Raw genomic sequence first — 24,545 nt, forward strand, 5'->3', positions numbered from 1 at the left:
TTTTCACTATGATTCTAGCATCAAAATTCAAATTTGTCAATTTTTCGTAAAATTTACTTTTTTTCTGAAAATTTTTCATTTTTTAATTTTCGTGTATAATATTAATAAATTGAATTTATTGGAGAAGTTTATGAAAAAAATAAAAATAGACGATATAGCAAAAAAAGCTGGAGTTTCTATTGCTACTGTATCTAGAGTTTTAAATGGATCGGATACAGTAAAGGAAGAAACAAGAAAAAAGGTTATAAGAGTTGCCGATAAAATGGGTTATCATATAAATACCATTAACGAAAATATCAGAATTTCTTCAAAGATTATTTTAATATTAATCCCGGATTTTTATAACCCCTTTACAAGTACAGTAATTTCTGGTATTCTTGATTCTTTAAATATGCACGGTTATAAGGCCGTTTTTGCAAGCACTAAAAATTTTGACAATAATTTTGAAGATTACTATAAATTTTGCCAAAGTCTTAGCCTAGCTGGAATTATTTCTTTGGATTCTAATTCTATTCAAGGAAATAATATTTTACAAGGTCTAAGTAGAAATTTTCCCATGGTTATGTGTTCAGAATATCCAGAAAAAAATGAACTTTCATTTGTAAGTATAGACGATAAAAAGTCTGCAAGAACTGCTACTGAATATTTGATTTCTCTTGGAAGAAAAAAAATAGCAATAATTAATTCATCTATAACAAATAAGTACGCAAGGCATAGGCAAAAGGGTTTTTTAAATACTTTAAGTGATTATAATATAGAAATAGATAAAAATTGGATAATAAACCTTTCAACAATTGACTACGACTTAGCATATACCAATGTAAAAAGTTTACTTTCAAGCAAAAATAGACCAAATGCAATTTTTGCTGTATCGGATGTTTACGCTGTAGCATCTGTTAATGCAGCAAAAAGTTTAGGACTTAATGTTCCGCATGATGTTTCCATAGTAGGTTTCGATAATGAGTCCGTATCTAAAATGTCTTCTCCTTCCATAACTACAATTTCTCAGCCATCTTATGATATAGGCTTTCAGTCAGCAGAATTAGTTATGGAATTAATTGAACATAAGGATAAAAAACAAAAATCTATAATTTTTGATACAGATCTAATAGTAAGGGATTCAACTGCAATTTTTGTTGAAAATAAAAACTGAGGCTATTGTAGAATGAGTAATCGTCCTTATATAACCAGAGTAAGCTCTTAGAAATTTTTGCTTCCATTAGCCAGTTGGCTAAATAAAAAGTTTTCTAAGAGAACCCTCTGCTGATGGAACAATAATTACTCACAATTTGCAAGAGCCTCTTTATTTTTTTCCTATTTTATTATTTTTATTTTCCAATCAATTTTTCATACATCTTCATAAGCTCAGCCACGCAGTCTGATTCGGACATGTTTTCCCAATCAAAACCATAGGCTTTCATTACTCTAGCATCATTTTCTTGGTGAGCTTTTATTAATTCCGGTGGCATGGCCAATTCGTCATAGAGATCAGCTAACGATGATGAAGGATAAATGGCTCTAGCATCTAAAATCATCTGAGCAGACTTTTCTATCCTTCTTTTGTGGTAGTCATCTAGGACTGGCCATGGGAAATTGTTGTAGACTATATTTTTTGAATACCTATATCTCATTTCAAGTCTACCCGCTACAGCTCTCATCCAAGACATGTGAACATTTGAGGTTAATATTCCAAAATCGTATATATCAGCATCTGTGATTATCAAGGCTGCGTCACTAGCTATTATATCTCCAGGTAGGAATCCTATAGGAACATATTTTCTATTCTCTGATGAGACTCTTGGTACCATTATAAACGGTTTTCCTATCTTTTGTGTTCTTTGAGCGAACAAAGTTGGAGTTTCTGCCATTTTTTGGGTTGATTTTGCTTTTGAACTCAATCTCATATCCCTAACAGATTCTACCCTCTTCATTACAGATGCAGAATTTCTTAAAAGATTAGGCTCCACTCCTTCTAGCCATAAACAATATCTTTTCTTAGAATTAATAAATTCACGAGCACCTAGGTATAAATGAATCCATTCTTTAGTAATAGGTTCATTTTTTATTAACCAATCTTTTTCTTCCTCTGTTAAAATAAATGCTCCACCATCTCTAGGCATGTTTCCAAAATTCATTTCTTTCACATCGCATATGGGTTTATTTCTACTTTCAATATAGATATCTCCTGCTTCTATTAAATATCCATTAATATAACTAACTTTTCTTGCTGTATCAGAAGTATATAGAAATTTATCTCTTTTTTTCTCATTATTAATATTAGTAAAACCGATAATAACAACATGAACAGCTGCTTTCATAACAGCTTCACTCTCCCATTTAAAGGTTGAATAGGCGAATACAATATCTACATCATATTTATCCCTCAAATATTTCCAATAAATGGCAGGTTGCATTCCTTGACTTATTGAATTAGTGGATACTAAAGCTGTAACTATGTTTGGATTTTCATTCATCATTTCTGCTGATTTTTTATACCAAGCAGTAACATAATCAATCTCTCCTACACCTGATATATTCCCAAAAATAGATTTGATTTGTTCTTTTTGTTCCCTATCCATCATCATCCCTCCGACAAAAGGAGGGTTGCCCATTATATAATCTAATTCATTTTTATCTACCAAATCATTCCAGTCCATGGTTAGGGCATTGCCTTCTACTATGTTGGCATAGGATTTAAGGGGAAGGATGTCCATGGTTTGGTGGATTATGTTCATGGTTTCTTTCATCATTTGGTCTTCTGATATCCAAAGTGCTGTCCTTGCTACAGTGACGGCAAAGTCATTTATTTCTATTCCATAAAACTGACCCAAGTTTACCCTAATAGGATCTTCTAATTCTTCCGAACTGCCATCTATAAAGGAGATGGATATGACATCTTTTTGCCTTATTTTTTCCTCTATAATTTTATTTTCGAGTTTTCTTAGGGAAATATAGGTTTCTGTTAAAAAATTTCCAGACCCAGCAGCTGGGTCAAGGAATTTAAGGTTGGCTATTTTATAATGAAGTTCTTCAATCCTTTGTCTTTTCTGTTTTACTTGGTCAATTTCCTTGATTTCTTCAAATTCTTCCTTAAGTTCGTCTAGAAATAAAGGGTCTATTACCTTGTGGATATTTTTTATAGATGTGTAATGCATTCCTCCAGAACGTCTGGTTTCTGGGTTTAAGGTTGATTCAAATACTGAACCAAAGATGGTTGGGGATATTTTTGACCAGTCAAAGTCAAGTGATGCCCTATTTAGGATGATGTCAACTATGTTTGGGTTTAATCTAGGGATTTCCACATCCATATCCGCAAAAAGCCCACCGTTCACATATGGAAAAGCTAAAAGGTCTTTGTCTTCGTAAGGATCTCTGTCTTCTTCTTTTTGATTTAATATCCTAAATAAGTTTATCAAGGCTGCTCTTGGATTTGAATCCTTATACTTATTTAGGTAGTCATGGAACATATTTTTATTGCCAAATAGACCTGCATCTTCTGCATAGAGGCAAAATACCAATCTTACACAGAGAATGTTTAGAGAATGGAGGGTGGCTTCATTGTCTGGGTGTTGATATTCCCTTAAGAGAGCGTCATAAAGACTTGCAACTATCTCTCCTGCATCTATGGATATTTGGGTTTCCCTTTTTATGAAGTCTTCTTCTTCAGAGACTATAAAGTTTAACCTATAGACTTCATTTTCTAAGTCTTCTAGTTTTATAATCTCAGCTTCTGCATTTGGTTTTTCCATATCATAGATGAAAAATTCTTTGAAATTGCAGGTAATTATCCACCTTGGTCTTTGAGAATAGGGTAGTTCAATAGAATATCTCTTTGCTTGCTGGAAGGGTGAAAGCTTAGTTCCATCAGATTGGATAATAGGTTTTTTTAAATCTTTATTTGATGATTTTTGCTCAATTAGTACATGAGTTGCCTCTATATAACCATCTATAAAGGAAGTATTATCTAGTTTTATTCTTGATTCAAATTCTATGTAGGAATAAGGATCTTCGACTCCTAATACATTTTCCAATAATTCAAGCCAAAACTTTTGGCTCTCGCTTTTTTCATCTCCTGTATTTGCCCATCTCTTAGCAAATTCTCTTGCTCTTTTTTGTTGATCTACTAATTTCATAGTCACTCCAAGTTTATTATTCTCTTGCTTTTAACAAAAAGCCCAGCTATATCGCTGAGCTTTGTTATTATCTAAATTCACCTGTTATTAGTTTTGAAGATATCCAGCCTTTTTCTATTTTTAGCCAGTACCTTCCTCCGTCGTTTACTACTTCTTCGCAGTGGACTTTTTCGCCGTTGTTGACATAGGCTGCCACTCCTGAGTTTAGGTTTGGTTCGGTTCTGACTTCTCCCATGTTGGCATCTATTTTTAGGTCCTTGTTTAGGAAGTCTGCTTCCTTATAGATGTCTGTGTAGGCTGGGTTGCCGTTTTGGCCGTAAGAGTTTGTTGCCCTTAGTTGTTCAAGGTCATATTTTTCTGCAAGGGCTCTCCTGTTGGCTCTAGCTTCTTTGGCATCGAGCTTTTCATCTGTTTTGTCGTTCTTAGCTTCGCTTTCACTTTCTTTCTCGTCGCCATTTTCTTTTTCGCTAGTTTCTTTTTCATCTTCCTTTTCAGCATCAAGATTGTTTATATCTTTGTTGTCTGCCTTAAGTTTATCTTTGATTTTTGCAAGGGTTTTAGATTCTGGCATGAGATCTGCATAGGTGTTTGCGAGGTTTCTTGCTTCCTTGTAGTCTTTTTCACCGACTGCTTTTTTGATATCTTCTATGACGAGGTCTTCTATTTGACCGAGTTTTTCTTGACCTTTTTTGTAGAAGTCTGCAGCATCTTCTGGAATTTTTTTTAGGATTTTGATTGCCTTTTCGTATTCCTTGTTTTTGATGTTTTCTTCACTGGTTTTGAGTGCTTTTTCATATAGGTCAGTATTGTCTTGGCTACTTTCTTCTACTTGAGTATTTTTTGCCATTTCCCTATCAGCACCGAGCTTAAAGAAATAAGAAAGAACTATAAAGATTACCGCAAAAGCCATTACAGATCCTAGGATTAGACCGTAGGTCATAAGGTCCCTGTCTTGACTTCTTTTTTTCTGCCTTTGGGTACGTTTTTGGCTTTCTTCCTTAGATATTTTTATTTTTTGATTTTTATTATCTTCTACGAGACTTTCCCCACAAGCCTCACAGACTTTGGCCTCATCAATGTTGTCGTGGCCGCATTTTTTACAAATCATGTTCCCTCCTATTATCAATCGAAATTTTTACTTGCTTATATTATATCATAAATTTTATAAAGACTTAACAGAACAAGAAAAATCCTCTTATATTTTTATTATTTTTTATTTGCCAAGTAGTCCCTATAAAAACTTAGGTCTTGGACTGTTTCAAGAACTCCCTTGTAGACCCCTTCCTTATCCCTTACTGCGTAGTAGGTGATTGCAAAGTCGCTTCCCTTGATATTTTTTACAATCCTAAAGCTGTCTTTTTTTCCCGCCTTAAATTCTCCTATTAAATTTCTCACAATCGGCTCAACTTGTGGTGGGTGGCAATAATACACTTCCCTGCCTAGGGATGATTCTGGTCTTTTGAAAACTTTTTTGCCCTTGTGGTTATTGTAGTAAGAGCTTATGTCATTTTCATCAACAAAGGTTATTTCTATTTCTAAGGTGTCTAGCATGGCTTCTAGTTGGTCGACTCTCATTTTTCCTTTGGAGAAATTTATATAGCCATCTTCATAGCTGGTTGATTTTGATTTTTCAAAAGTTTCGTAGGCCACTAGGTCGTGGTCATAATCTCCCAAATCCTTATAGAGAAGCCTTAAATCGTCATCGCTCATTTTTTCAAAAACTAGGGGATAGAGGATATTTTCTTCCTTGTAGGTCATCTCTTCTGCTCTTTTTATACTTTCCAAAAGCAAATCTTTTTTGCCAAGTTTGATGGCTTTTTTTATATTATTGGCAATTTCTATATCCACAGCCCACATAACATCTGATGGTCCCGGTGAGTTGTATTTAGCTTTAAGGATTGGGTAAATAAGATCGCCTTTTTTCCTATAATGGTTAAAGACTTTGTAAATATCCTCTCCAAGCTCCTTGTCATTTTCGATAGCCTTCCTCGCTCTTTCTAAGATTTTTTTCACTTCGTCATTTTCTTTTGAAAAATACTCTAAAAAACTTCCTGGTTCATAGGTGGTTTCTTTGCTTTCCGTCTCTGTAGAGCCATGAAAAAGCGCAGAATGAACATCACAAAGTTTTCTTACTTCTTCCTTGTCAATGCCAGAAGCTAAGAGGTCTTCTTCGGCTGCCATTATCTCTGCAGAAGAAACTCCTTCAAAATTTTTCTTAAAATCAGCCTTCACTTTCTCTAGGTCTTCTCCTTTAGAAAGCCTTGATAGGTAAGACTTAATCAAATCTTTTCTTTTTAGGGCTTCGGGATTTTGCGAAGAGTCGCAAAGTTCATAACCAAGCGCCTCCAATTTTTCTTTGTAGTCACTAAGACCCATCATCTTCGCTCCACGTTTAAGAGAAACTTTCTTTGCCAAACTCTTTACCATAAGAGGGTTTTTAAGACCAGTAAATCCTAAACCTATGAGGTCTTCCTTTAATTTATCATTATCTTTTATGAGGTCGTAAACAACTTTATTTATATCAATTTGCATAATATCACTCCTTAGAATTATTATACAGCTATAGATAATGATAATCAGTAACTTTTGTTACAAATATTTTTTATCTTGCCTTTTTATATTTATTTCACAAATATACAAAGCCAAACGGTCTTATCTTGACTTATTACCCTGTGGACTTGGTGGGGATGGATGGGAAGTATGTCTCCTTCCTTCAGGTTTACAAGCTCTCCCTCAATTTCAAGTGTAGCCCTTCCTCTGACAATTTTTACAATCTCTAGTTGGTCTTGGTCATAATAATCTGTAACTTGGTTAAGGGAGCTAATTCTGATCATTTTTATCTTTTCATTTTCAAAAATAATTTCTTCTATTTCCCTATCTTCAGAAAATTCTAGCTTGTCGAAAATATTATAAATTTTCATATCCAGCTCTTATCCTCAGCTAATCTTCTAAACACATTTCGTAGATTTTCTTTACGTCTTCTGGTCTAAGGTCTATGAAACCTTTCTTCACTCCGGCTTTGCCACAAGCTTTTTTGCTCATTTCATCAAAGTGCCTTTCGTCAATGCCTACTTTTCTTAAATTTGAATCAAGGCCTAGGTCTTCAAAGAAAAATTTCTTAACTTTTTCTATTGTTTGCCTTGCTATTTCCATTGGTTCTTGATCCTTATCAAGGTCAAATACATTCACTCCCAAATCTACAAACTTGTGGACAGTTTTTTCGCTTAGGCAGTATTCCATCCATCTTGGAGTTAAAATCGCAAGGCCCAGACCATGGGTGATGTCGTAGAAGGCTGATAGCTCATGCTCTATTGGGTGAACTGTCCAAGCGGCCTGGCTCGAATCAGAAATAAAATCATTTATCGCCCAAGATGAAGCCCACATGAGATTAGCCCTTGCTTCGTAGTTTTCTGGGTCTTTTATGGCGATTGGTCCGTATTTGATTACTGTTTTCATCAAGGCTTCCATAATCCTATCTAGCATAAACATGGTGCCATCTATGTTAAAATAAGTTTCAAAAATGTGGGATAAGATATCTGCAGAACCTGCTGCTGTTTGAAATTTTGAAACTGTATAAGTAAGTTCCGGATTTAAAAATGAAACCTTTGGCCTGGTGTCAGCGTGGCCTGAAGATAATTTTTCCTTAGTTTCTGGATTTGTGATTACTCCTCCACAGTCCATCTCGGATCCTGTTGCTGCCATGGTTAAGACTGACAGAAGTGGGATAGCTGGACTCATCGGTCTTTTTTCTGAAATAAATTTCCATGGGTCAAAGTCAGCACAGGCACCTGCTGCCATAAATTTTGATGCATCAATAGTTGATCCACCACCAACTGCAAGAATGGCTCCGATACCATTTTCCTTAAGTATCCTGACTCCTTCCCTAACAGAATCTATCCTAGGGTTTGGTTGGATGCCAGAAAGTTCAAAAACTTCGATTCCTGCGCCCTCAAGCTCTTTTATAACCTTGTCATAGACCCCATTTTTCTTTATAGAGCCTCCACCGTAGGTTAAAAGAATTTTATCGGCATATTTTTTCGCCTCTTCTCCTATGTAGTCTAGGGCGTCAGTTCCAAAGTGAATTTTTGTTCCAATATCGTAAGTAAAATTGTTCATAAAATCTCCTCTCTTTTTGTTATTTTTACCCATTTATTAAAATATCCAATAAAAAACTCCTCCTAATTTTTATATTAGAAAGAGTTTTGCTCTTATTAAATATTTCTCGCCCTTAACTTCTATACCATAAATAGGCTTAGTAAAAAATTCCATACTCGGTTTTGCATAGTAGCTTCGCTAAGATAATAGTCAGATTCGCAAGTAAATTTTCTTACTTATCAGCCGACCTATCAAATTCTAGGGAAAACTTATTTAAAATCTTTTTTTCTATCCTTGATACGGTCATCTGGCTAATGTCTAGACTTTCTGCTATATCTACCTGCGTCCTGCCTTCGTAGTACCTGAGTTCAAGGATTTCTTTTTCAAGGTCGGTTAGCCTCTCCTTAGATTTTTCGATCAAATCCTTTAGCTCTACCGAATCAAAATTTTTATCCTCTTCGCCAATTATTTCAGCTAAATCAATAGCGTTTTCTCCCTTTTGCACACTATATTTCATATCCAGCGACTGGGGAGTATAAACCTTGCTTGCCTCCATGGTTTCAAGGATGGTTTCCTCATCTTCACCAAGATAATCTGCAATATCCGCTATGGTTGGCACCCTTTGAAGTTCTTGAGGAAGGACTTTTTTGGCAACATTAATCTTTTTATAAAGGTTTTGTATGCGTCTTGGCACTTTTATTACCCAGCCCTTGTCCCTAAAATATCTCTTAATCTCCCCCATGATTGTTGGGGTTGCAAAGGATGAAAAGGCATAACCCTTTGATGGGTCATAACGGTCCACAGCATTTATCAAGCCCAAGCTTGCCACCTGATAGAGGTCATCTTTTTCGATCCCCTTGCCAACATACTTATTGGATAAGATATCAACTATATACAAGTGTTCTTCAATTAACTCGTCCCTTAATTTTTTGTCGCGAGTCTTGTGAAATTCTTCAAATTTCTTTTCGATTTCTTCCTTATACTCTTTGCTGGCATTTGGCTTAGGCATGAGTCTTCCTCATAGTTATTCTTAAAAGGTCACCTTCTGTGGCTATCTCATCAGCGAGGGCCGAAAGAATTGCATCTCTCATCGCTAGAGCCCTGGCATCCTCATTTTTATCCTTGCCAACTACTTCCAAGGATAATGATTCATCTCCTACAAGAAAGGCAAGGTTGAGCCCTTCTTCGCCCATCTTGTAGTTTATTGCCTCGCTTACAAGGACCTTTAAATCTTCGATTTGTTCGATATCAAAACCCATCTCTGAGCCAAGACCTGCCACAAAAAGCCTGATTGATTTTTGGTATTTTTTGTTGGCTGGGATTTTTATACTAATCTTATCCATGGCTACTCCATATTGAAGACTTCGGTTAGGTCTGTTATTTTAAATAATTTTAGGATATTTTCCTTAGGATTTATTATTGATACTGACTTTGATCTCGCTTGAGAAATTTTATAGATTTTCATAAAAAGTCCTAGGCCAGTAGAATCAAGGTAGTCTAGGTCTTTTATATCTATAAGCAGGTCCTTATCCACAGGTTCAATTTCTTTTTCTATGAAACTCCTAAACTCATCTTCTGCATAGATATCGAGATCACCGTTCAATTCTACTAATAGAAACTTATCCTTATCGTAAATCTTGCTTTCAAACATCTTTTTCCTCATCTTCCAACATATTGTCATAGGTTGTTACTGATACAATAGCATCTTCTTCACTAGCTAAGTTTTTAAGCTTAACGCCCATGGTATTTCTACCTGTGGTTGATACGTCTCTTGCTGATAGTCTAATCATATCTCCTTTTAAGGATACCATCATAATGTCAGTATCTAAGTCTACTGGTAGGGTGTCAACTACCTTGCCGGTCTTTTCACTGACCTTATGGCACCTTACGCCCTTACCACCTCTATTTTGGTTTTTGAAATTGCTGAAGCTTGTCTTCTTGCCGAAACCATTTTCAGTTACTACTAAAAGATAGGTTTCTTCTCCCTTGATATTCATGCTCACAACTGCATCATCCTTATCAAGTCTGATTGCCCTAACTCCAACTGCACTCCTACCCATGCTTCTAACATCCTTTGTGTTAAACTGGATGGTCATACCATTTTGAGTTGAGATAATTAATTCCTCATCCTTGTCTATTTGTCTAACAGAAATTAACTTATCCCCATCCTTTAGAGAAATTGCAATAATACCATTCCTTCTGATGTTGGTGAAGTTTTCAGCGTCAGTTTTCTTGATTTGTCCTTGTTGGGTTTGAAGAACTAACTGACTATTTTTGCTAAGCTCTGATAGGGTCATCATCTCTGTGATTTTTTCACCAGTTTCTAGATTTAGGATATTAATGATGGCTTGGCCACGTGAAGTACGACTTCCTTCAGGAATCTTGTAGGCTTCAAGCGAATAAACCTTGCCCAATGATGTGAAGAATAAGAGGTCCTCATGGGTGTTGGTTGTGATTATCTTTTTGATAAAGTCGCCTTCCTTGGTATTGCCAGCAGCAATTCCCTTGCCACCCCTGTTTTGAACCTTGTAGGTATCAATAGGAAGTCTCTTTATATAGCCATCCTTGGTTAGGTTTATTAAAATATCTTCCTCTTCGATAAGCTCGGTTATATCTATCTCTCCCTCATCTGGGACAATCTTTGTACGTCTTTCATCTGAGTATTTTTCCTTGATTTCTGTAATCTCATCAATTATTAGGTTGATTAAATTTTCTTCTGAGTTAAGGATTGATAGCAAATATTCAATTGTATCTGCAAGTTCCTTGTTTTCTGCATTAAGCTTTTCAATTTCAAGACCTGATAGGCGTTTTAATTGCATATCCAAGATGGCTTGAGATTGGGCATCTGATAATTTATACCTGTCAAAGAAAATCTTTTTGATTTCATCATTGTCATAGGATGACCTGATGATTTTAATAATCTTATCTATGTGGTCAATGGCAATGATCAAACCTTCTACTATGTGTTTTCTCTCACGAGCCCTGGATAAGTCGAAGTTGGTCCTACGGGTTACCACTTCTTTTTGGTGGTCAACATAGTATTCGATTAGTTCTTTGAGGTTTAAAATCTTTGGCTCGCCACCAACTAAGGCTAGGTTTATGATACCAAAGGTGTTTTCTAGTTGAGTGTATTTGTAGAGGTTGTTTAGGACGATATTCGCATTGGAATCTCTCTTGATTTCAACAACTATCCTCATGCCCTTCCTATCAGATTCATCTCTGATGTCAGAAATCCCATCTATTCTTTTTTCCTTAACAAGGTCGGCAATTTTTTCGATTAACCTTGCCTTATTAACCTGGTAAGGAATTTCTGAAATTATAATTCTTTCCCTGTTTTTCTTGAAAGGCTCAATCCTACAAACTGCTCTTTGCTTAATCTTGCCCCTGCCTGTTGTGTAGGCTTCTTTGATGCCGGTTTTGCCTAAAATAAGGGCACCTGTTGGGAAGTCAGGTCCAGGAATAAATTTGATTAGATCATCAATAGAAATTTCTGGATTTCTCATGTAGGCTATGCAAGCATCGATTGATTCGCCTAGGTTATGAGGGGCCATATTGGTTGCCATACCTACAGCTATACCATTTGACCCATTAACTAAAAGGTTTGGAAATCTTGAAGGAAGGACAGATGGTTCCATCTCTTCACCATCGAAGTTTGGAATAAAGTCTACTGTATCCTTACCTATATCTCTTAGCATTTCCTTGGCAATCTTGCTCATCCTTACTTCTGTGTAACGCATGGCAGCTGCCTGATCGCCGTCTATAGAACCAAAGTTACCCTGGCCTTGGGCTAGTGGGTACCTTGTTGAGAAATCTTGAGCTAATCTTACTAGGGCATCATAAATTGCAGAGTCACCGTGTGGGTGGAATTTACCCATTACATCACCGACAACCCTGGCTGATTTTCTGGTTGGTTTATTTGGATCAAGGCCTAGCTGTTGCATACCATAGAGGATTCTCCTGTGAACAGGTTTTAGTCCATCTCTAACATCTGGTAGGGCTCTTGATACTATTACAGACATTGAATATTCAAGATAAGATGACTTCATCTTTTTTTCAAGGTCTATATTAATTATGTTTTGATTTTCTGTCATTTCAGCCTCCTATACGTCTATATCTGTAACGTACTTGGCATTTTCTTGGATGAAGTTACGTCTAGGTTCTACCTTTTCTCCCATCAATAGTGAGAAGGTATCGTCTGTGGTTGTAGATTCCAAGTCTTCTTCCACTCTTAAAAGCACTCGCCTGTCTGGGTCCATAGTTGTTTCCCAAAGTTGTTCGGCGTTCATCTCACCAAGACCCTTGTACCTGTTTATCTTAAAGGTCGCATCGCCTAATTCTTTTATATACTTATCCTTTTCATCATCGGAATATACATATCTTTCCTTCTTGCCCTGGCTAATCCTATATAAAGGAGGGAGGGCAACATAAACATGACCTTCATCTATAAGATCTTTCATATATCTGTAGAAGAAAGTGAGGAGCAAGGTCCTAATGTGGGCCCCGTCCACGTCCGCATCTGTCATGATGATAATCTTGCCATAGCGGAGTTTTGATATGTCAAATTCCTTGCCAATACCTGTACCAAAGGCTGTAATCATATTTTTAATTTCTTCTGAATTTAAAACCTTGTCTAGGTGGGCTTTTTCTACGTTCATAATCTTGCCCCTAAGTGGGAGGATGGCTTGAATCCTATTGTCTCTACCACCTTTAGCAGAACCACCCGCAGAATTACCCTCTACTATGAAGATTTCATTTTCAGAAATGTCTGTTGATTGGCAGTCAGCAAGCTTGCCTGGAAGAGTTGCTGAATCTAGGATTGACCTTTTTCTTGTAAGATCTCTTGCCTTTCTTGCAGCTTCTCTTGCACGCCTACTTGCAAGAGCCTTGTCGATTATAGACTTGGCTGGTTTTGGATTTTCCTCAAGGAAGGCTGTTAGGTGTTCTGATACATAAGAATCAACAACGCCCCTTACCTCGGAGTTGCCGAGTTTAGACTTGGTTTGACCTTCAAATTGTGGATCAGAAATCTTAACAGAAATAATGGCTGTGATACCCTCTCTAATGTCCTCACCTTGAAGGTTTTCTTCATTATCTTTTATAAAATTATATTTTCTAGCATAGTCATTTACAGACCTTGTTAGGGAAGACCTGAGTCCAGAAAGGTGAGTACCACCCTCTGGGGTTTGGATATTGTTGGCATAAGAAAGAATATTTTCGCTATAACCATCTGTATATTGGAAAGCAAATTCTACTTCTATACCTTCTTGGCTGCCATCAAAATGTGGAATCATCTCCATGATAGGGTCTTTGTTTCTATTTAAAAAGCTTACAAATTCTGAAATACCACCTTCAAATTTGAAAGAAGTCTCAAAATTTTCTCTTTCGTCTTCAAAACGAATTTCAACTCCCTTATTCAAGAAGGCCATTTCTCTAAACCTATTTTCTAGGATGGATCTTTCAAAAATGGTTGTATCAAAAATTTCTGCATCTGGCTTGAAGGTGATTTTTGTACCGGTTTCTGTAGTATCACCGATTACTTCTATGTCCTTGGTTACTTCACCTCTAGCAAATTCCATCTTATAGATATGACCATCTCTTTTGACTTCTGCTATGAGGTATTCTGAAAGAGCGTTTACTACTGATACACCAACACCATGAAGACCTCCGGAAACCTTGTAGGCAGAGTCGTCAAACTTACCACCTGCGTGAAGGACTGTTAAAACTGTCTCAAGGGTTGACTTGTGAGTTGTTGGGTGTTCCTTTACAGGGATTCCCGAACCATCATCTTCAACGCTTACAACATTATCCTTACTTATGGTTACCTTTATGTAGTCACAACGACCAGCTAGGGCCTCGTCTACCGAGTTGTCCACAACCTCGTAAACCAAGTGGTGGAGTCCTCTTGAACTTGTTGAGCCGATATACATACCAGGTCTTAATCTAACGGGTTCTAGTCCCTCCAAGACCCTGATATTACCAGCATCATAATTGTTGTTTTCTGTCATATTTTTCCTTTCTAATTCTGCCATCTGAAATATATGAAATCTTATCAGCAGGAACATTTTCCAAACTTTTTGTATTAGTTGCTGTGATTATAGTTTGGTAGTCAGAAAGATTTTCCAAAAGGAACTTGCTCCTCGTTTCATCCAGTTCCGAAAACACGTCATCAAGCAAGATCACAGCCCTATCACCACTTATCTCTCTTACAAGCTTAACTTCAGCAAGCTTTATATTAATGATAGCTGACCTCTGTTGGCCTTGGGAGGCAAAAAGCCTGGTATTTTTTCCATTAATTTTAATTATTATATCATCCCTATGGACGCCCGCTTGGGTACTAAGGTACCTTAGGTCATCCTCTCTTTTTTCTAAAAATTTCTTATAATATTCATCAAGACTTTCAGCACTTATATCTGGTAGGTAGTCTATTTCTAACTTTTCCTTACCGTCAGTAATGGCATTTTGAAAATCTTGGGCATACTCTTCCACAAACTTTACAAATTTAATCCTTGACTTATAAATCTTATAGCCTTCCTTGACCAAAGACTTGTCAAAGGCATCAAGTTGTTCCTTAAAATATGAGGAATTTCTATTCTTAAGTAATTTATTTCTAGCAAACAAAATCTTATCATAGTCTTTTTTAACCCTAGCATAAGAAAAATCTATAGAAGCGATTATCTCATCTAAAAGCTCACGCCTTAAATTAGGTCCCTCTTTAATAATATTGAGGTCCTCTGGGGTAAATAAAACTAGTCTAAATAGTGATTTTAAATCTTTGTTCCTCTTATATTCTACTTCATTTACAAAAATATTCTTATCAGCCCCATCGACCCTTATTAGGACTTTTTTGAAGGAACGACCCTTCCTTATTGTGCCAGAAATTTCCATTTTTTCCTGGCCAAACTTTATGATGTCCTTATCCCTTAATTTCTTAAAAGAAGTTGCATTGGCTAAGTAGTAGCAAGATTCGAGAAGGTTTGTCTTTCCCTGGGCATTGTCTCCGATAAAAATATTTGTCGACTCATTAAAATTTACCGACTCGTAAAAATAATTTCTAAAATTGTATAATTTTATATCCTGAATCCACATTATTTAATTATTATTTTCACACCATCAAAGACAATTTCGTCTCCTGGGTGGAGTTTCTTACCTGCTATATAACAAGGTTCGTCATTTATGAGGACGCCTTCTTCCCTTATTATATGCTTAGCGAGGCCTCCAGAAGCTAATAAATCAGTTGCCTTTAGGAGGTCTTTAAGCCTTATTTCATCAGTTTTAAATTCGATTACTTCCATATTTTTACCTAGCTAGCCTTACTGGAAGAACCAAGTAGGTGTAGTCTTCACCCTCGTGTTTAGAATCTGTTGGATAAATCAAGCATGGGTTGAGACTTGATTTGAAGTTTAATTTTATTTTTTCACTGTCACAAGCTCTGACACCATCTTGCATATATTTTGCATTGAAGGCTATATCCAAGCCCTCGCCTTCTTGGTCTATTTCTATGACTTCTTTTACATCACCTATTTCAGAATTAGACCTTAGAGTCATAGCCCTATCTTCGATATTTACTCTAATTAAATTTGCCCTGCCTGGGTCTGATAGAACTTGGGCCCTGTCTAAGGCTGCTATAAGAGCGGATTTTTCTACTAAGACTGTGGTTTCTGAAATATCGTTAATAATATTTCTGTAGTCAATAAAGTTTTTGTCTATTACCTTGCATAGCATAATAGTATCTTCTGATGCAAATAACAAATCATTTTCGTTTCTATATAAGGAAGTTTTGCTATCATCTGATACAATCCTTGACCATTCTAAAAGCGATCTTTTTGGAATGATGTATTCTGTATCCTCAAAATCTCCTGGGTAATCAAGTTTGATTTTTTTAAGAGCAACTCTGTAACCATCAAGGGCTACCATGTTCAAGCAACCTTCTTTTAGTTCAAATAAAATACCTGTTAGGGCAAGCTTTGTTTCATCAAGGGTTGTGGCAAATTCTGTTTGGCTAATTGACCTTTTCAACTTATCATTATCTATAGATAAGGCCACAGTATTTGGTATATTTATTTCTTCCTTATCAAAATATTCAAAGGCGACTAGGTTAAAGTTACTTCTCTTGCAAGAAATTTTTATTTTTCCCCCATCAAGCTCTATCTTTACAAGCTCGTCAGGAAGTTTCCTTATAATATTAGTTATTAAGTCTGCCTTTACTGCCATGACTCCTTCTTTGATAATTTTAGCATCTGCTAGGGTTTTAATTGAGATTTCCCCATCAAAGGAAGTCATTGAAAGTCTATTGTTTTCAGTACTGAAGTATATTAATTCATGTATCTGGATATTGGTAGATTTAGATACTGCCCTATTAACTATGTTCAAGGCTTTCATAAGTTCTTTTTGTTTAATTTCAAATTTCATAGCTTCTCCTTAACTATTATTTAGACTTAGTAGTATTAGTAGTAGGACCTGTATAAATGTGGATATCTTTGAAAGACTTTTAGATTTCAAACTTTACTCGTGTTTATAACTTATGGATAATCCTAGGGATAAATCGCTAGTTTTCCACACTTTGCACAAGGATTTTTTGCTAAAATAATTTTCAAAAGATATTAACATACTTATCCACATCTTTATGCCCAATTAGTCCTTTATTTCCTTTATTAGGGCATCTATTTCATTTTTTAAATCTTCATCTTCATCAATCATATCGGTAATTTTATCTATACCATGAATGACTGTTGTGTGGTCCCTTTCAAAGGCATTAGCAATAGTCACAAGGGAATCATCAAGCAACTCTCTCGAAATAAACATGGCTATTTGCCTTGGATTTACTATTTCTTTCTTCCTTGACTTGCCCTTTAGATCTTGAAGTTTTACATTATATTTATTCGCAACTGCCTGTTGGATATCGGCTATGGTTAGCTTTTTCCTCTTATTTTTGACCCTGGTTCCTACACCTTTAATAGCATCTTCCATTGATACTTCAATCCTGCCGTCACTTTTTGCATAGGCAATGGCAGTTGAAAGAGCACCTTCTAGGTCTCTGATATTGGTATCTATCTCAAGTGCTATGTAAGATAAAATTGAATTATCAATAATAGCACCGAGGTCTTCAAGTTTCTTTTGCAAAATTGCGACCCTTGTTTCATAGTCAGGTCTTGATATATCGGCGATTATGCCATAGTTAAACCTTGAAACTAACCTGTCTTCGAGGTGTTTTATTTCTCTAGGTGGCTTATCTGAAGTAATAACTATTTGCTTGCCAGCATTGTAAAGGTCGTTGAAGGTATGGAAAAATTCCTCCTGGGTTGCTTCTTTGTTGGCAATAAATTGGATATCATCTATAAGAAGGATATCAGCTGAACGATATTTTTCCCTAAATTCTTGGTTTTTGTTGGTTCTTAAAGCAGCTATCATCTCATTGGTAAATTTTTCACTGGAAAGGTACATGACATATGCGTCATCCCTAGCTTCTAGGATTTGGTGAGCGATAGCTTGGATAAGGTGGGTCTTGCCAAGCCCACTTGATCCATAAATAAAAAGTGGATTATATACCTTGGATACATCACCTCTAGATATGGTGTCAGCTACTGCTTGGCTGATGCCTAGGGCATATTGGTTGGACTTGCCCTGGACAAAATTTTCAAAAACATTTGCTTCTTCAAGTTGAGGTTTTGGAAAAGATTTCACCTTATCTATTCTCATCTGCCCGTCCTTGTCATAGTCCCTACCAAGAGTTAGGATTTTTTGATAGTCTTCTCCATCCTTGGCAACAACTTCTACCTTAAGCTTGCCACCAATCTTTTCTGCTATACCATCAAGAGCTTCTTGAAGCTTAGCCTTCCATATGCCCTCAAAGATAAAAAGCGTATCTTTTTTTGGAATTTCTAGGTAGAGGACATCCTTATGAAGGTTTAAGGGTTTTAAAATATTAATCCATGTATTAAATTGTTGCTTATCACTTACATGCATTTTCATTTCATTTTTTAATTCATTCGTAATGAATTCTAGATTCTTCATATAAGCATTCCTTTCTTAAGTCTTATCCACATGAGTATTTGTTTTGTAATTTTAAGCTTAGAGCTTAAAATATTAACCTTATCCACAAAATCGGGATAAGTTGTGGATAAGTCATCTGTTGATAAAAATTATCTTTATTTTTTAAGATTTGCTTGGGAATAAAATTTTAATTCTCATAAAAATTTTGACTTTATCCACAAGAAAAAGGCAAATCTTAAGTTAAAACATAGTTTTACCCCTACTTTTACACATCTAATCTTACCATAAATTAGCCATTATTTCAACTTATCCACAAAAAGTGGATAAAATTATGGATAAGTCAAAGAGAAGGAATAAAATTAGAAAAAAACTTTGTTGATATGTGGATAAGTCTGTGTATTTATAAATTTTTTGTATATTTGAAAACCAAATTTATCTATTTTCTAGAATTTTTTTGAAGGGCTAAGCATAATTTTAAAAAAATATTCACATAAATTTTCCTCTTCATAAATTGTGGAAAAGAAAAAAATCCCCAAAGATATCAACAGTAAATATTTATGCCACAAATCCAAATAAAAAAGAATAATCATACCAAAAATATAAAAATTTTTATTCACCGTAAAATATAAAAGAAAAATCTTTCCTAAAGCCTACAAAAAAAGCAAAATCATCTTGACAGAGGAGCGTATTTTCAATATAATAGTAAGAGTCAAAATTTATTAGGAGGTGTAAATATGAAAAGAACCTATCAACCAAATAGAAGAAAAAGATCTAAAGATCATGGTTTTAGAAAAAGAATGTCTTCTCCAGGCGGAAGAAGAGTACTTAAAGCTAGAAGAAAGAAAAATAGAAAAAGACTTTCAGCTTAATTTCTAAGAAGTAATTAATGGAAAAGAGATTAAGCTTAAAGAAAGATAAAGACTTCAAAAAAGTCTACAAAAAAAACTTTGCATGCTATAATAGAGATTTCACTGTTCTTGTCAGAGACAACGACCTAAAAAATCCGCGTTTCGGCTTTACTATAAGCAAAAAAATTGGCAAGGCACATTCTAGAAATCAATTAAAAAGAAAACTTAGAGAGATAGCAAGGATTAACTATGCGAACCTCAACGGTGTCGATATAGTTATTATCCCCAAAAAACATACCACAGAATTTGACTACCAAAGACTAAAATCCTCTCTAGGTCATGCCCTAAATCAAGCATTTAGAAAAAAGAAGATATTTTATGCTAAATAAAGTTTTTATAAAAATGATAAGATTTTATCAAAAATTCATTTCTCCACAATTAGGTCATGGAAAATGCAAATACTACCCAACCTGTTCTAACTATGCTATAGAAGCATTTAAGAAATATGGGCCAGTCAAAGCTTTTTTTATGTCTTTGTGGAGAATTTTAAGATGTAATCCATTTTCTAAGGGCGGCTACGACCCGGTAAAATGAAAACCACCACAGATAATACCACAGATTAAAACGGAGAAGATATGTTTAAATTTATAGCGAATATACTCGGTAAGTTAATGAGAATACTCTATGATAACATCGCAACAAACTTTACCGAACCTAAGACTATAAGCTTTTATGCTATAGCGATAATAATAATGACCCTGCTTGTAAGCTTAATTTCAATACCAGTTACAATTTCAACCCAAAAACAAGCAGAAAAAACTAGGTCCTTTAAACCAAAAATGGACGAAATACAAAAGAAATACGGTTACGACCAACAAGTGCTTCAAAAAAAGATGCAAGAACTTTATAAACAAGAAGGCGTAACCCCAGGCCTATCAGGATGTCTACCAATGATAATCCAGTTATTAGTCCTATTTGGCTTGTTTGAAATGATGAGAAACACAGGCAAATATGTATTCCCAGAAGGATTAAACCATATAAGAACAGACTTCTACTGGGTACCAGACCTATTAAAAGCAGATCCATTATGGTTTGGCCTTCCACTTCTAACATCCCTATCACAACTATTAACAACACTTTTCTCAATAAAAACAAACCCACAACAGCAACAAGCAATGGGAAGTATGAATACAATGATGTTAGTCCTACCCCTAGTATTTTTCTTTACCTTTAGACAATTACCAGCAGGACTTCCACTCTACTACACCTTATCATCAGTATTCAGATTATTAATAATGGTAGTGATGCACTTAGCAATGAAAGGCAAAAAGGTAGAAGAGAAATGAAACAATCTTTAACAAAATCAGCTAAAACAGTAGAAGAAGCAGTACAACTTGCCCTAGACGAAATAGGTAAAAAAAGAAATGAAGTCACAATCGAAGTCCTAGACGAAGGAAGCGGCGGATTTCTTGGCCTAATCGGTGGCAAAGATGCAGTAGTAAGAATAACCTACGATGAAGACATGGAAAGAGTTCTAGAAGATTTGAAAAATGAAATCGAAGTGGACTCCCTAAGAGAAGTAGAAAAAGACTACGACGTCAAAAAAAGAAGCGAAGAAATCAAAAGAGAAGAAGGAATCCCAACAGAAGAGCCAATCAAAGAAGAAGCCAAAGACTTGGGAGATGCCATCAAAGAAAAATTTGATGAAATCGGAGACTTCATAGAAAAAGAAACCGACGAAATTTTTGAAGATAAGGACGAAAAAGAAACTATGGAAGAAGAAAATTCAGACGAAGAAGCTGAAAATAGAGACTACACCCTATCTAAAAAACGTTCAAATATAGACAGCTACTACAAGGCAAAAGAACTCTTAGAACAAATCCTAACAGCTATGCACTTTGAAAATGTAAGCGTTATAGGAAATCTTGAAGGCTCAATTATAAAGCTAGATGCCAAGGTAGATGAAAGCGACACTGGAATTGCAATTGGCAAAAACGGGGCCTGCCTTGACTCAATAGAATTTATAATAAGAAAAGCCATAGACTCAAGAAGCAACAACCTAAGAGTAAATGTAGACATCAACAACTACAAAAGACGCAGAGATGAAAAAATCGTAAGGCTAGCAAGAGAAACAGCACAAAAAGTAGTCCAAAGTGGAAAATCATGGAACCTAAGATACATGAACTCCTACGAAAGGCGCCTAGCCCACGAAGAAATAAGTAAACACAGAAACGTATCAAGCCACTCCGAAGGCCGCGAACCACAAAGATACGTAGTAGTAGATTACGTTGGAGAATAAAAAACAAAGCACTCGAAAGGGTGCTTTTTTGTTGGGGAAAAATTATAAGGGGATCTTTAATAAGTAATAGAGTAAAGTAACTTATAGTTAACAGATATCAGGAAGGACAACTATGAGTGGAGATAAGAATATTGAAGCTAAACCATTTTTAAAGTGGGCAGGTGGAAAAAGTCAATTATTGGATGAAATAAGAAAATACTATCCATTTGATAATGAAATTAATAAATATTGCGAACCCTTTGTTGGTGCTGGAGCTGTCTTATTTGATGTTTTAAATAGATTTGATTTGAAAGAAGTTTATATAAGCGATATCAATAAAGAAGCAATTAATTCTTATAGGGTAATTAGAGATAATGTTGAGGGATTGATTGAAATTTTGGATTTATTTCAGAATGAGTACATTGATTTAACGCTTGAAGAAAGAAAAGTTATTTATTATCGAAATAGGGATGAATTTAACATTCTGAAACACGCAAAAAATTCTACTGATTTAAGACGAGCAGCATTATTTATTTTCTTGAATAAGACTGGATTTAATGGTTTATATAGGGAAAATATGAGTGGTGACTTCAATGTACCTATAGGATCCTATAAAAATCCTAAAATTGTAGATAAAGAAAATCTTATTAATGTAAATAAAAAACTACAAAATGTAAAAATAGTTCATGGAGATTATAAAGAATCTGAAAATTTTATAGATTCCAACACATTTGTATATTTTGATCCACCATACAGACCGATTAAACCGACATCTAATTTTACAGCCTACAACAAAAGTGATTTCACAGATGACAACCAAATTGAATTAGCTGAATACTTTAAAAAGATGGACAAAAAATCGGCTCACTTATTATTAAGTAATTCTGATCCTAAAAATTACAATAAAGACGATAATTTTTTTGATAACTTATATAAAGATTTTAATATAAATAGAGTAAAAGCAAGTAGAACAATCAATTCTAATAAAGACAATCGTGGTCAAATATATGAGGTATTAATTAATAATTATGATAAAGACAGATAAATCTAATGAAGCATGGAAAGAGTTATTTAATAAGTACGATATAGTAAAGAATGTTAAAGAAAAGGGATATTTTAAGATCAAAGCAAGTCAGATTAAAGAATTTAGGGAACCTAGACTTATGGCTAGGTGGGATAGTTATGATTCTTTACCATCAATTTTAAAGGACAAAAACATTAATATATTACCAATCACTAGAGGATCTTACATATTAAGTGATTTTAAATTATATCAAAGTGTAAAAAACAGCTTTACTACGAGTACAAAAATGCATAAAGTTAAAATTCCTAAATTAGAAAGCGTGGATGTAAGAAATATAACTTCTGAATCAAACGCTATTAATGTTTTATTACTATCTAATATTCTTGATAAATTTTTAAATGAAGATGGCAATGTGTCCACATTCAACGGAAGAATGGGAACGGGCAAATTTAAATTCAATGTTGATAGAAAAAATAGGGGACCGTTGGAAGTAGAAGTTGATAAAGCACAATGTGAAATAGACGGTGGAATGGAAAATAAAAATTCAGTTGTCATAATGGAGGCAAAAAACGTTGTAAATAATGATTTTCACATTAGGCAATTATACTATCCTTATAGATTATGGCGTGAAAGAGTAAACAAGCCGATTAGATTAGTATTTTCAGTCTATTCTAATCAAATATATAGGCTACAAGAGTATGTTTTTACAGATATAAATAATTATTCTTCAATACAATTAGTTAAAGAAAATTACTATAGCTTAGAAGACACAGAAATATCAATAGGTGAAATCTTTGAAATATATAAATCTACTAAAGTTGAGACAGACGATAATATGATCTCCAACTCAAAAGATTCTACACCTTTCATTCAAGCTGATTCATTTGAAAGAGTCATTTCTTTACTAGAAGTTTTATATAAAGAGGATTTAACTACTGAAGAAATTGCAGGTGTAATGGAATTTAAAACTAGACAATCTGATTATTATTATAACGCAGGAAAGTATTTAGGAATTTTTGAAAAATATATAGATACTGAAGATACTGATGCAGAAGGAAAAAATTTGAAAAAGGTAAGACTTACAAAATTAGGGAAAATAATTGTAAAGAAATCTTATAAGGATAGGCAACTTGCGTTAGTTAAATTAATGTTTAAACATAAAATTTTTAGTGAACTATTTTTTGAATTATATTCAACTGGAAAAATTCCGATAAAGGATAGCATTCAAGAAAAAATGAGAAAATACAATGTTTGTAGCGAGCGTGTTATTGATAGACGCTCAAGCTCTGTAGTTGGCTGGTTAAGTTGGATATGTAGTTTAACAAATATAGAAGAAATATAAACTAAGGGGCAAGTGATGTCTAAAATAAAAAAATGGGAACCAGATGACTTTGAATTAGAAATGACTACGCATTGGTCATTTCCACAAAGAGGCAATTGGGCTACTCATGACGCAAAATGGCGAGGAAATTGGTCGCCATATATACCTAGAAATATTATTTTAAGATATTCAGAAGAAGGAGATCTGGTTTTAGATCAGTTTGCTGGCGGAGGTACAACTTTGGTAGAAGCGAAGTTGTTAAATAGAAATATTATAGGGCTTGATGTAAATGACGTAGCTCTAAATAGGTGTAAAGAAAAGATAGATTTCAATTTGACTGATAGACCTTTAGGCAAGGTTAAACTTTTAAAGGGAGATGCTAGGAACTTAGATTTTCTAACAGATGAAAGCATTGATCTTGTTTGTACGCACCCACCTTATGCAGATATAATAAAATATTCAGATGGTATTGAAAATGATTTATCACTTTTAAAAATAAATGATTTTTTAAAAGAAATGAATAAAGTAGCAGCTGAAGCTTATAGAGTTTTGAAAAAAGATAAGTTTTGTGCAATATTAATGGGTGATACCAGAAAAAATAAACATATGATTCATTTGGGCTTTGATGTGTTAAAAGTTTTTGAAGATGAAGGATTTAAATTAAAAGAACTTATTATCAAAGAACAACATAATACAAGAGCTACAGGATTTTGGAAAAAAAGAAGTGTAGATTATAATTTTCTTCTGATAGCTCATGAATATTTGTTTATATTAAAAAAGTAAAACTCACAAAGGGGCTGTTGCATAAGTCCCAACATAGAAAAAAGACGAGGAAACTAAACATCCTCGTCTTTTT

At 34.7% G+C, this 24,545-nt stretch carries 23 protein-coding genes; 9 read left to right on the forward strand and 14 right to left on the reverse strand.

The features are described from left to right. The first annotated feature begins 130 nt into the window (after positions 1-130). Positions 131-1,153 carry a LacI family DNA-binding transcriptional regulator gene (locus HMPREF1630_RS00920; protein ID WP_037326196.1) on the forward strand — a complete coding sequence of 341 codons (1,023 nt, stop codon included), beginning with the start codon at positions 131-133 and terminating at the stop codon, positions 1,151-1,153. Positions 1,154-1,328: 175 nt separating this feature from the next. Here the strand turns inward: HMPREF1630_RS00920 and HMPREF1630_RS00925 are convergent, their stop codons facing one another. The 14 genes from HMPREF1630_RS00925 to dnaA all read right to left on the reverse strand — a co-directional run bounded on the left by HMPREF1630_RS00925 (position 1,329) and on the right by dnaA (position 18,239). Continuing rightward, entirely contained in the window at positions 1,329-4,133 is a 2,805-nt protein-coding gene (locus HMPREF1630_RS00925; RefSeq protein ID WP_037326199.1) for a DNA methyltransferase, read from the reverse strand. Positions 4,134-4,200: 67 nt separating this feature from the next. Next, a complete protein-coding gene (locus tag HMPREF1630_RS00930) occupies positions 4,201-5,241 on the reverse strand; it encodes an SH3 domain-containing protein (RefSeq protein WP_037326201.1) in 1,041 nt (346 codons plus the stop codon). A gap of 98 nt (positions 5,242-5,339) precedes the next feature. Continuing rightward, positions 5,340-6,665 (reverse strand): DUF438 domain-containing protein, encoded by a 1,326-nt coding sequence (locus tag HMPREF1630_RS00935; protein ID WP_037326203.1) that lies wholly within the window; start codon positions 6,663-6,665, stop codon positions 5,340-5,342. Positions 6,666-6,754: 89 nt separating this feature from the next. Continuing rightward, complete coding sequence (locus HMPREF1630_RS00940; protein WP_004827245.1) at positions 6,755-7,054, reverse strand: cupin domain-containing protein; 300 nt, start codon at positions 7,052-7,054, stop codon at positions 6,755-6,757. A 19-nt stretch (positions 7,055-7,073) separates the two neighbouring features. Continuing rightward, a complete protein-coding gene (locus tag HMPREF1630_RS00945; RefSeq protein WP_037326229.1) occupies positions 7,074-8,249 on the reverse strand; it encodes an iron-containing alcohol dehydrogenase in 1,176 nt (391 codons plus the stop codon). A gap of 211 nt (positions 8,250-8,460) precedes the next feature. Then, positions 8,461-9,237 carry a SigB/SigF/SigG family RNA polymerase sigma factor gene (locus HMPREF1630_RS00950; protein ID WP_004827242.1) on the reverse strand — a complete coding sequence of 259 codons (777 nt, stop codon included), beginning with the start codon at positions 9,235-9,237 and terminating at the stop codon, positions 8,461-8,463. After that, a complete protein-coding gene (locus HMPREF1630_RS00955) occupies positions 9,230-9,571 on the reverse strand; it encodes an ATP-binding protein (protein WP_037326206.1) in 342 nt (113 codons plus the stop codon). The genes HMPREF1630_RS00950 and HMPREF1630_RS00955 overlap by 8 nt, the downstream gene beginning before the upstream one ends. A 2-nt stretch (positions 9,572-9,573) precedes the next feature. Next, the gene (locus tag HMPREF1630_RS00960) at positions 9,574-9,879 is read right to left on the reverse strand and encodes an STAS domain-containing protein (protein WP_037326209.1); all 306 of its coding nucleotides are present in this window, start codon (positions 9,877-9,879) and stop codon (positions 9,574-9,576) included. Next, positions 9,872-12,319, reverse strand: a complete 2,448-nt coding sequence (gene gyrA / locus HMPREF1630_RS00965) for a DNA gyrase subunit A (protein ID WP_037326211.1) — start codon at positions 12,317-12,319, stop codon at positions 9,872-9,874. Before gyrA ends, HMPREF1630_RS00960 begins: the two co-directional genes overlap by 8 nt. A 9-nt stretch (positions 12,320-12,328) precedes the next feature. Continuing rightward, the gene (gene gyrB, locus HMPREF1630_RS00970) at positions 12,329-14,257 is read right to left on the reverse strand and encodes a DNA topoisomerase (ATP-hydrolyzing) subunit B (protein WP_197049841.1); all 1,929 of its coding nucleotides are present in this window, start codon (positions 14,255-14,257) and stop codon (positions 12,329-12,331) included. After that, the gene (recF, locus tag HMPREF1630_RS00975; RefSeq protein ID WP_037326214.1) at positions 14,211-15,314 is read right to left on the reverse strand and encodes a DNA replication/repair protein RecF; all 1,104 of its coding nucleotides are present in this window, start codon (positions 15,312-15,314) and stop codon (positions 14,211-14,213) included. The genes gyrB and recF overlap by 47 nt, the downstream gene beginning before the upstream one ends. Next, positions 15,314-15,520 (reverse strand): RNA-binding S4 domain-containing protein, encoded by a 207-nt coding sequence (locus HMPREF1630_RS00980; protein ID WP_004827233.1) that lies wholly within the window; start codon positions 15,518-15,520, stop codon positions 15,314-15,316. Before HMPREF1630_RS00980 ends, recF begins: the two co-directional genes overlap by 1 nt. 4 nt (positions 15,521-15,524) lie before the next feature. Continuing rightward, positions 15,525-16,637, reverse strand: coding sequence for a DNA polymerase III subunit beta (gene dnaN / locus HMPREF1630_RS00985; protein WP_004827231.1), 1,113 nt, complete (start codon positions 16,635-16,637; stop codon positions 15,525-15,527). Between the two features lie 222 nt (positions 16,638-16,859). After that, positions 16,860-18,239 carry a chromosomal replication initiator protein DnaA gene (gene dnaA, locus HMPREF1630_RS00990; protein WP_004827229.1) on the reverse strand — a complete coding sequence of 460 codons (1,380 nt, stop codon included), beginning with the start codon at positions 18,237-18,239 and terminating at the stop codon, positions 16,860-16,862. Positions 18,240-18,952: 713 nt separating this feature from the next. Here dnaA and rpmH point away from each other — a divergent pair. The 8 genes from rpmH to HMPREF1630_RS01030 all read left to right on the forward strand — a co-directional run bounded on the left by rpmH (position 18,953) and on the right by HMPREF1630_RS01030 (position 24,472). Further along, a complete protein-coding gene (gene rpmH / locus HMPREF1630_RS00995; protein ID WP_037326218.1) occupies positions 18,953-19,087 on the forward strand; it encodes a 50S ribosomal protein L34 in 135 nt (44 codons plus the stop codon). Positions 19,088-19,104: 17 nt separating this feature from the next. Continuing rightward, positions 19,105-19,455: a ribonuclease P protein component gene (gene rnpA / locus HMPREF1630_RS01000; protein ID WP_004827225.1), complete on the forward strand. Its 351-nt coding sequence runs from the start codon at positions 19,105-19,107 to the stop codon at positions 19,453-19,455. Beyond that, the gene (gene yidD / locus HMPREF1630_RS01005) at positions 19,445-19,660 is read left to right on the forward strand and encodes a membrane protein insertion efficiency factor YidD (protein WP_004827224.1); all 216 of its coding nucleotides are present in this window, start codon (positions 19,445-19,447) and stop codon (positions 19,658-19,660) included. The genes rnpA and yidD overlap by 11 nt, the downstream gene beginning before the upstream one ends. A 41-nt stretch (positions 19,661-19,701) precedes the next feature. After that, positions 19,702-20,412, forward strand: a complete 711-nt coding sequence (locus HMPREF1630_RS01010) for a YidC/Oxa1 family membrane protein insertase (RefSeq protein ID WP_004827223.1) — start codon at positions 19,702-19,704, stop codon at positions 20,410-20,412. After that, complete coding sequence (gene jag / locus HMPREF1630_RS01015; RefSeq protein ID WP_037326221.1) at positions 20,409-21,365, forward strand: RNA-binding cell elongation regulator Jag/EloR; 957 nt, start codon at positions 20,409-20,411, stop codon at positions 21,363-21,365. The genes HMPREF1630_RS01010 and jag overlap by 4 nt, the downstream gene beginning before the upstream one ends. Positions 21,366-21,477: 112 nt before the next feature. Beyond that, the gene (locus tag HMPREF1630_RS01020; protein ID WP_037326223.1) at positions 21,478-22,389 is read left to right on the forward strand and encodes a DNA adenine methylase; all 912 of its coding nucleotides are present in this window, start codon (positions 21,478-21,480) and stop codon (positions 22,387-22,389) included. Continuing rightward, complete coding sequence (locus HMPREF1630_RS01025) at positions 22,373-23,710, forward strand: type II restriction enzyme (protein WP_037326224.1); 1,338 nt, start codon at positions 22,373-22,375, stop codon at positions 23,708-23,710. The genes HMPREF1630_RS01020 and HMPREF1630_RS01025 overlap by 17 nt, the downstream gene beginning before the upstream one ends. A gap of 15 nt (positions 23,711-23,725) precedes the next feature. Next, positions 23,726-24,472 (forward strand): TRM11 family SAM-dependent methyltransferase, encoded by a 747-nt coding sequence (locus tag HMPREF1630_RS01030; protein WP_004827219.1) that lies wholly within the window; start codon positions 23,726-23,728, stop codon positions 24,470-24,472. Positions 24,473-24,545 lie beyond the last annotated feature (73 nt).

It is taken from the genome of Anaerococcus lactolyticus S7-1-13, assembly GCF_000758765.1.
GTDB classification, from domain to species: Bacteria; Bacillota; Clostridia; order Tissierellales; family Peptoniphilaceae; genus Anaerococcus; species Anaerococcus lactolyticus.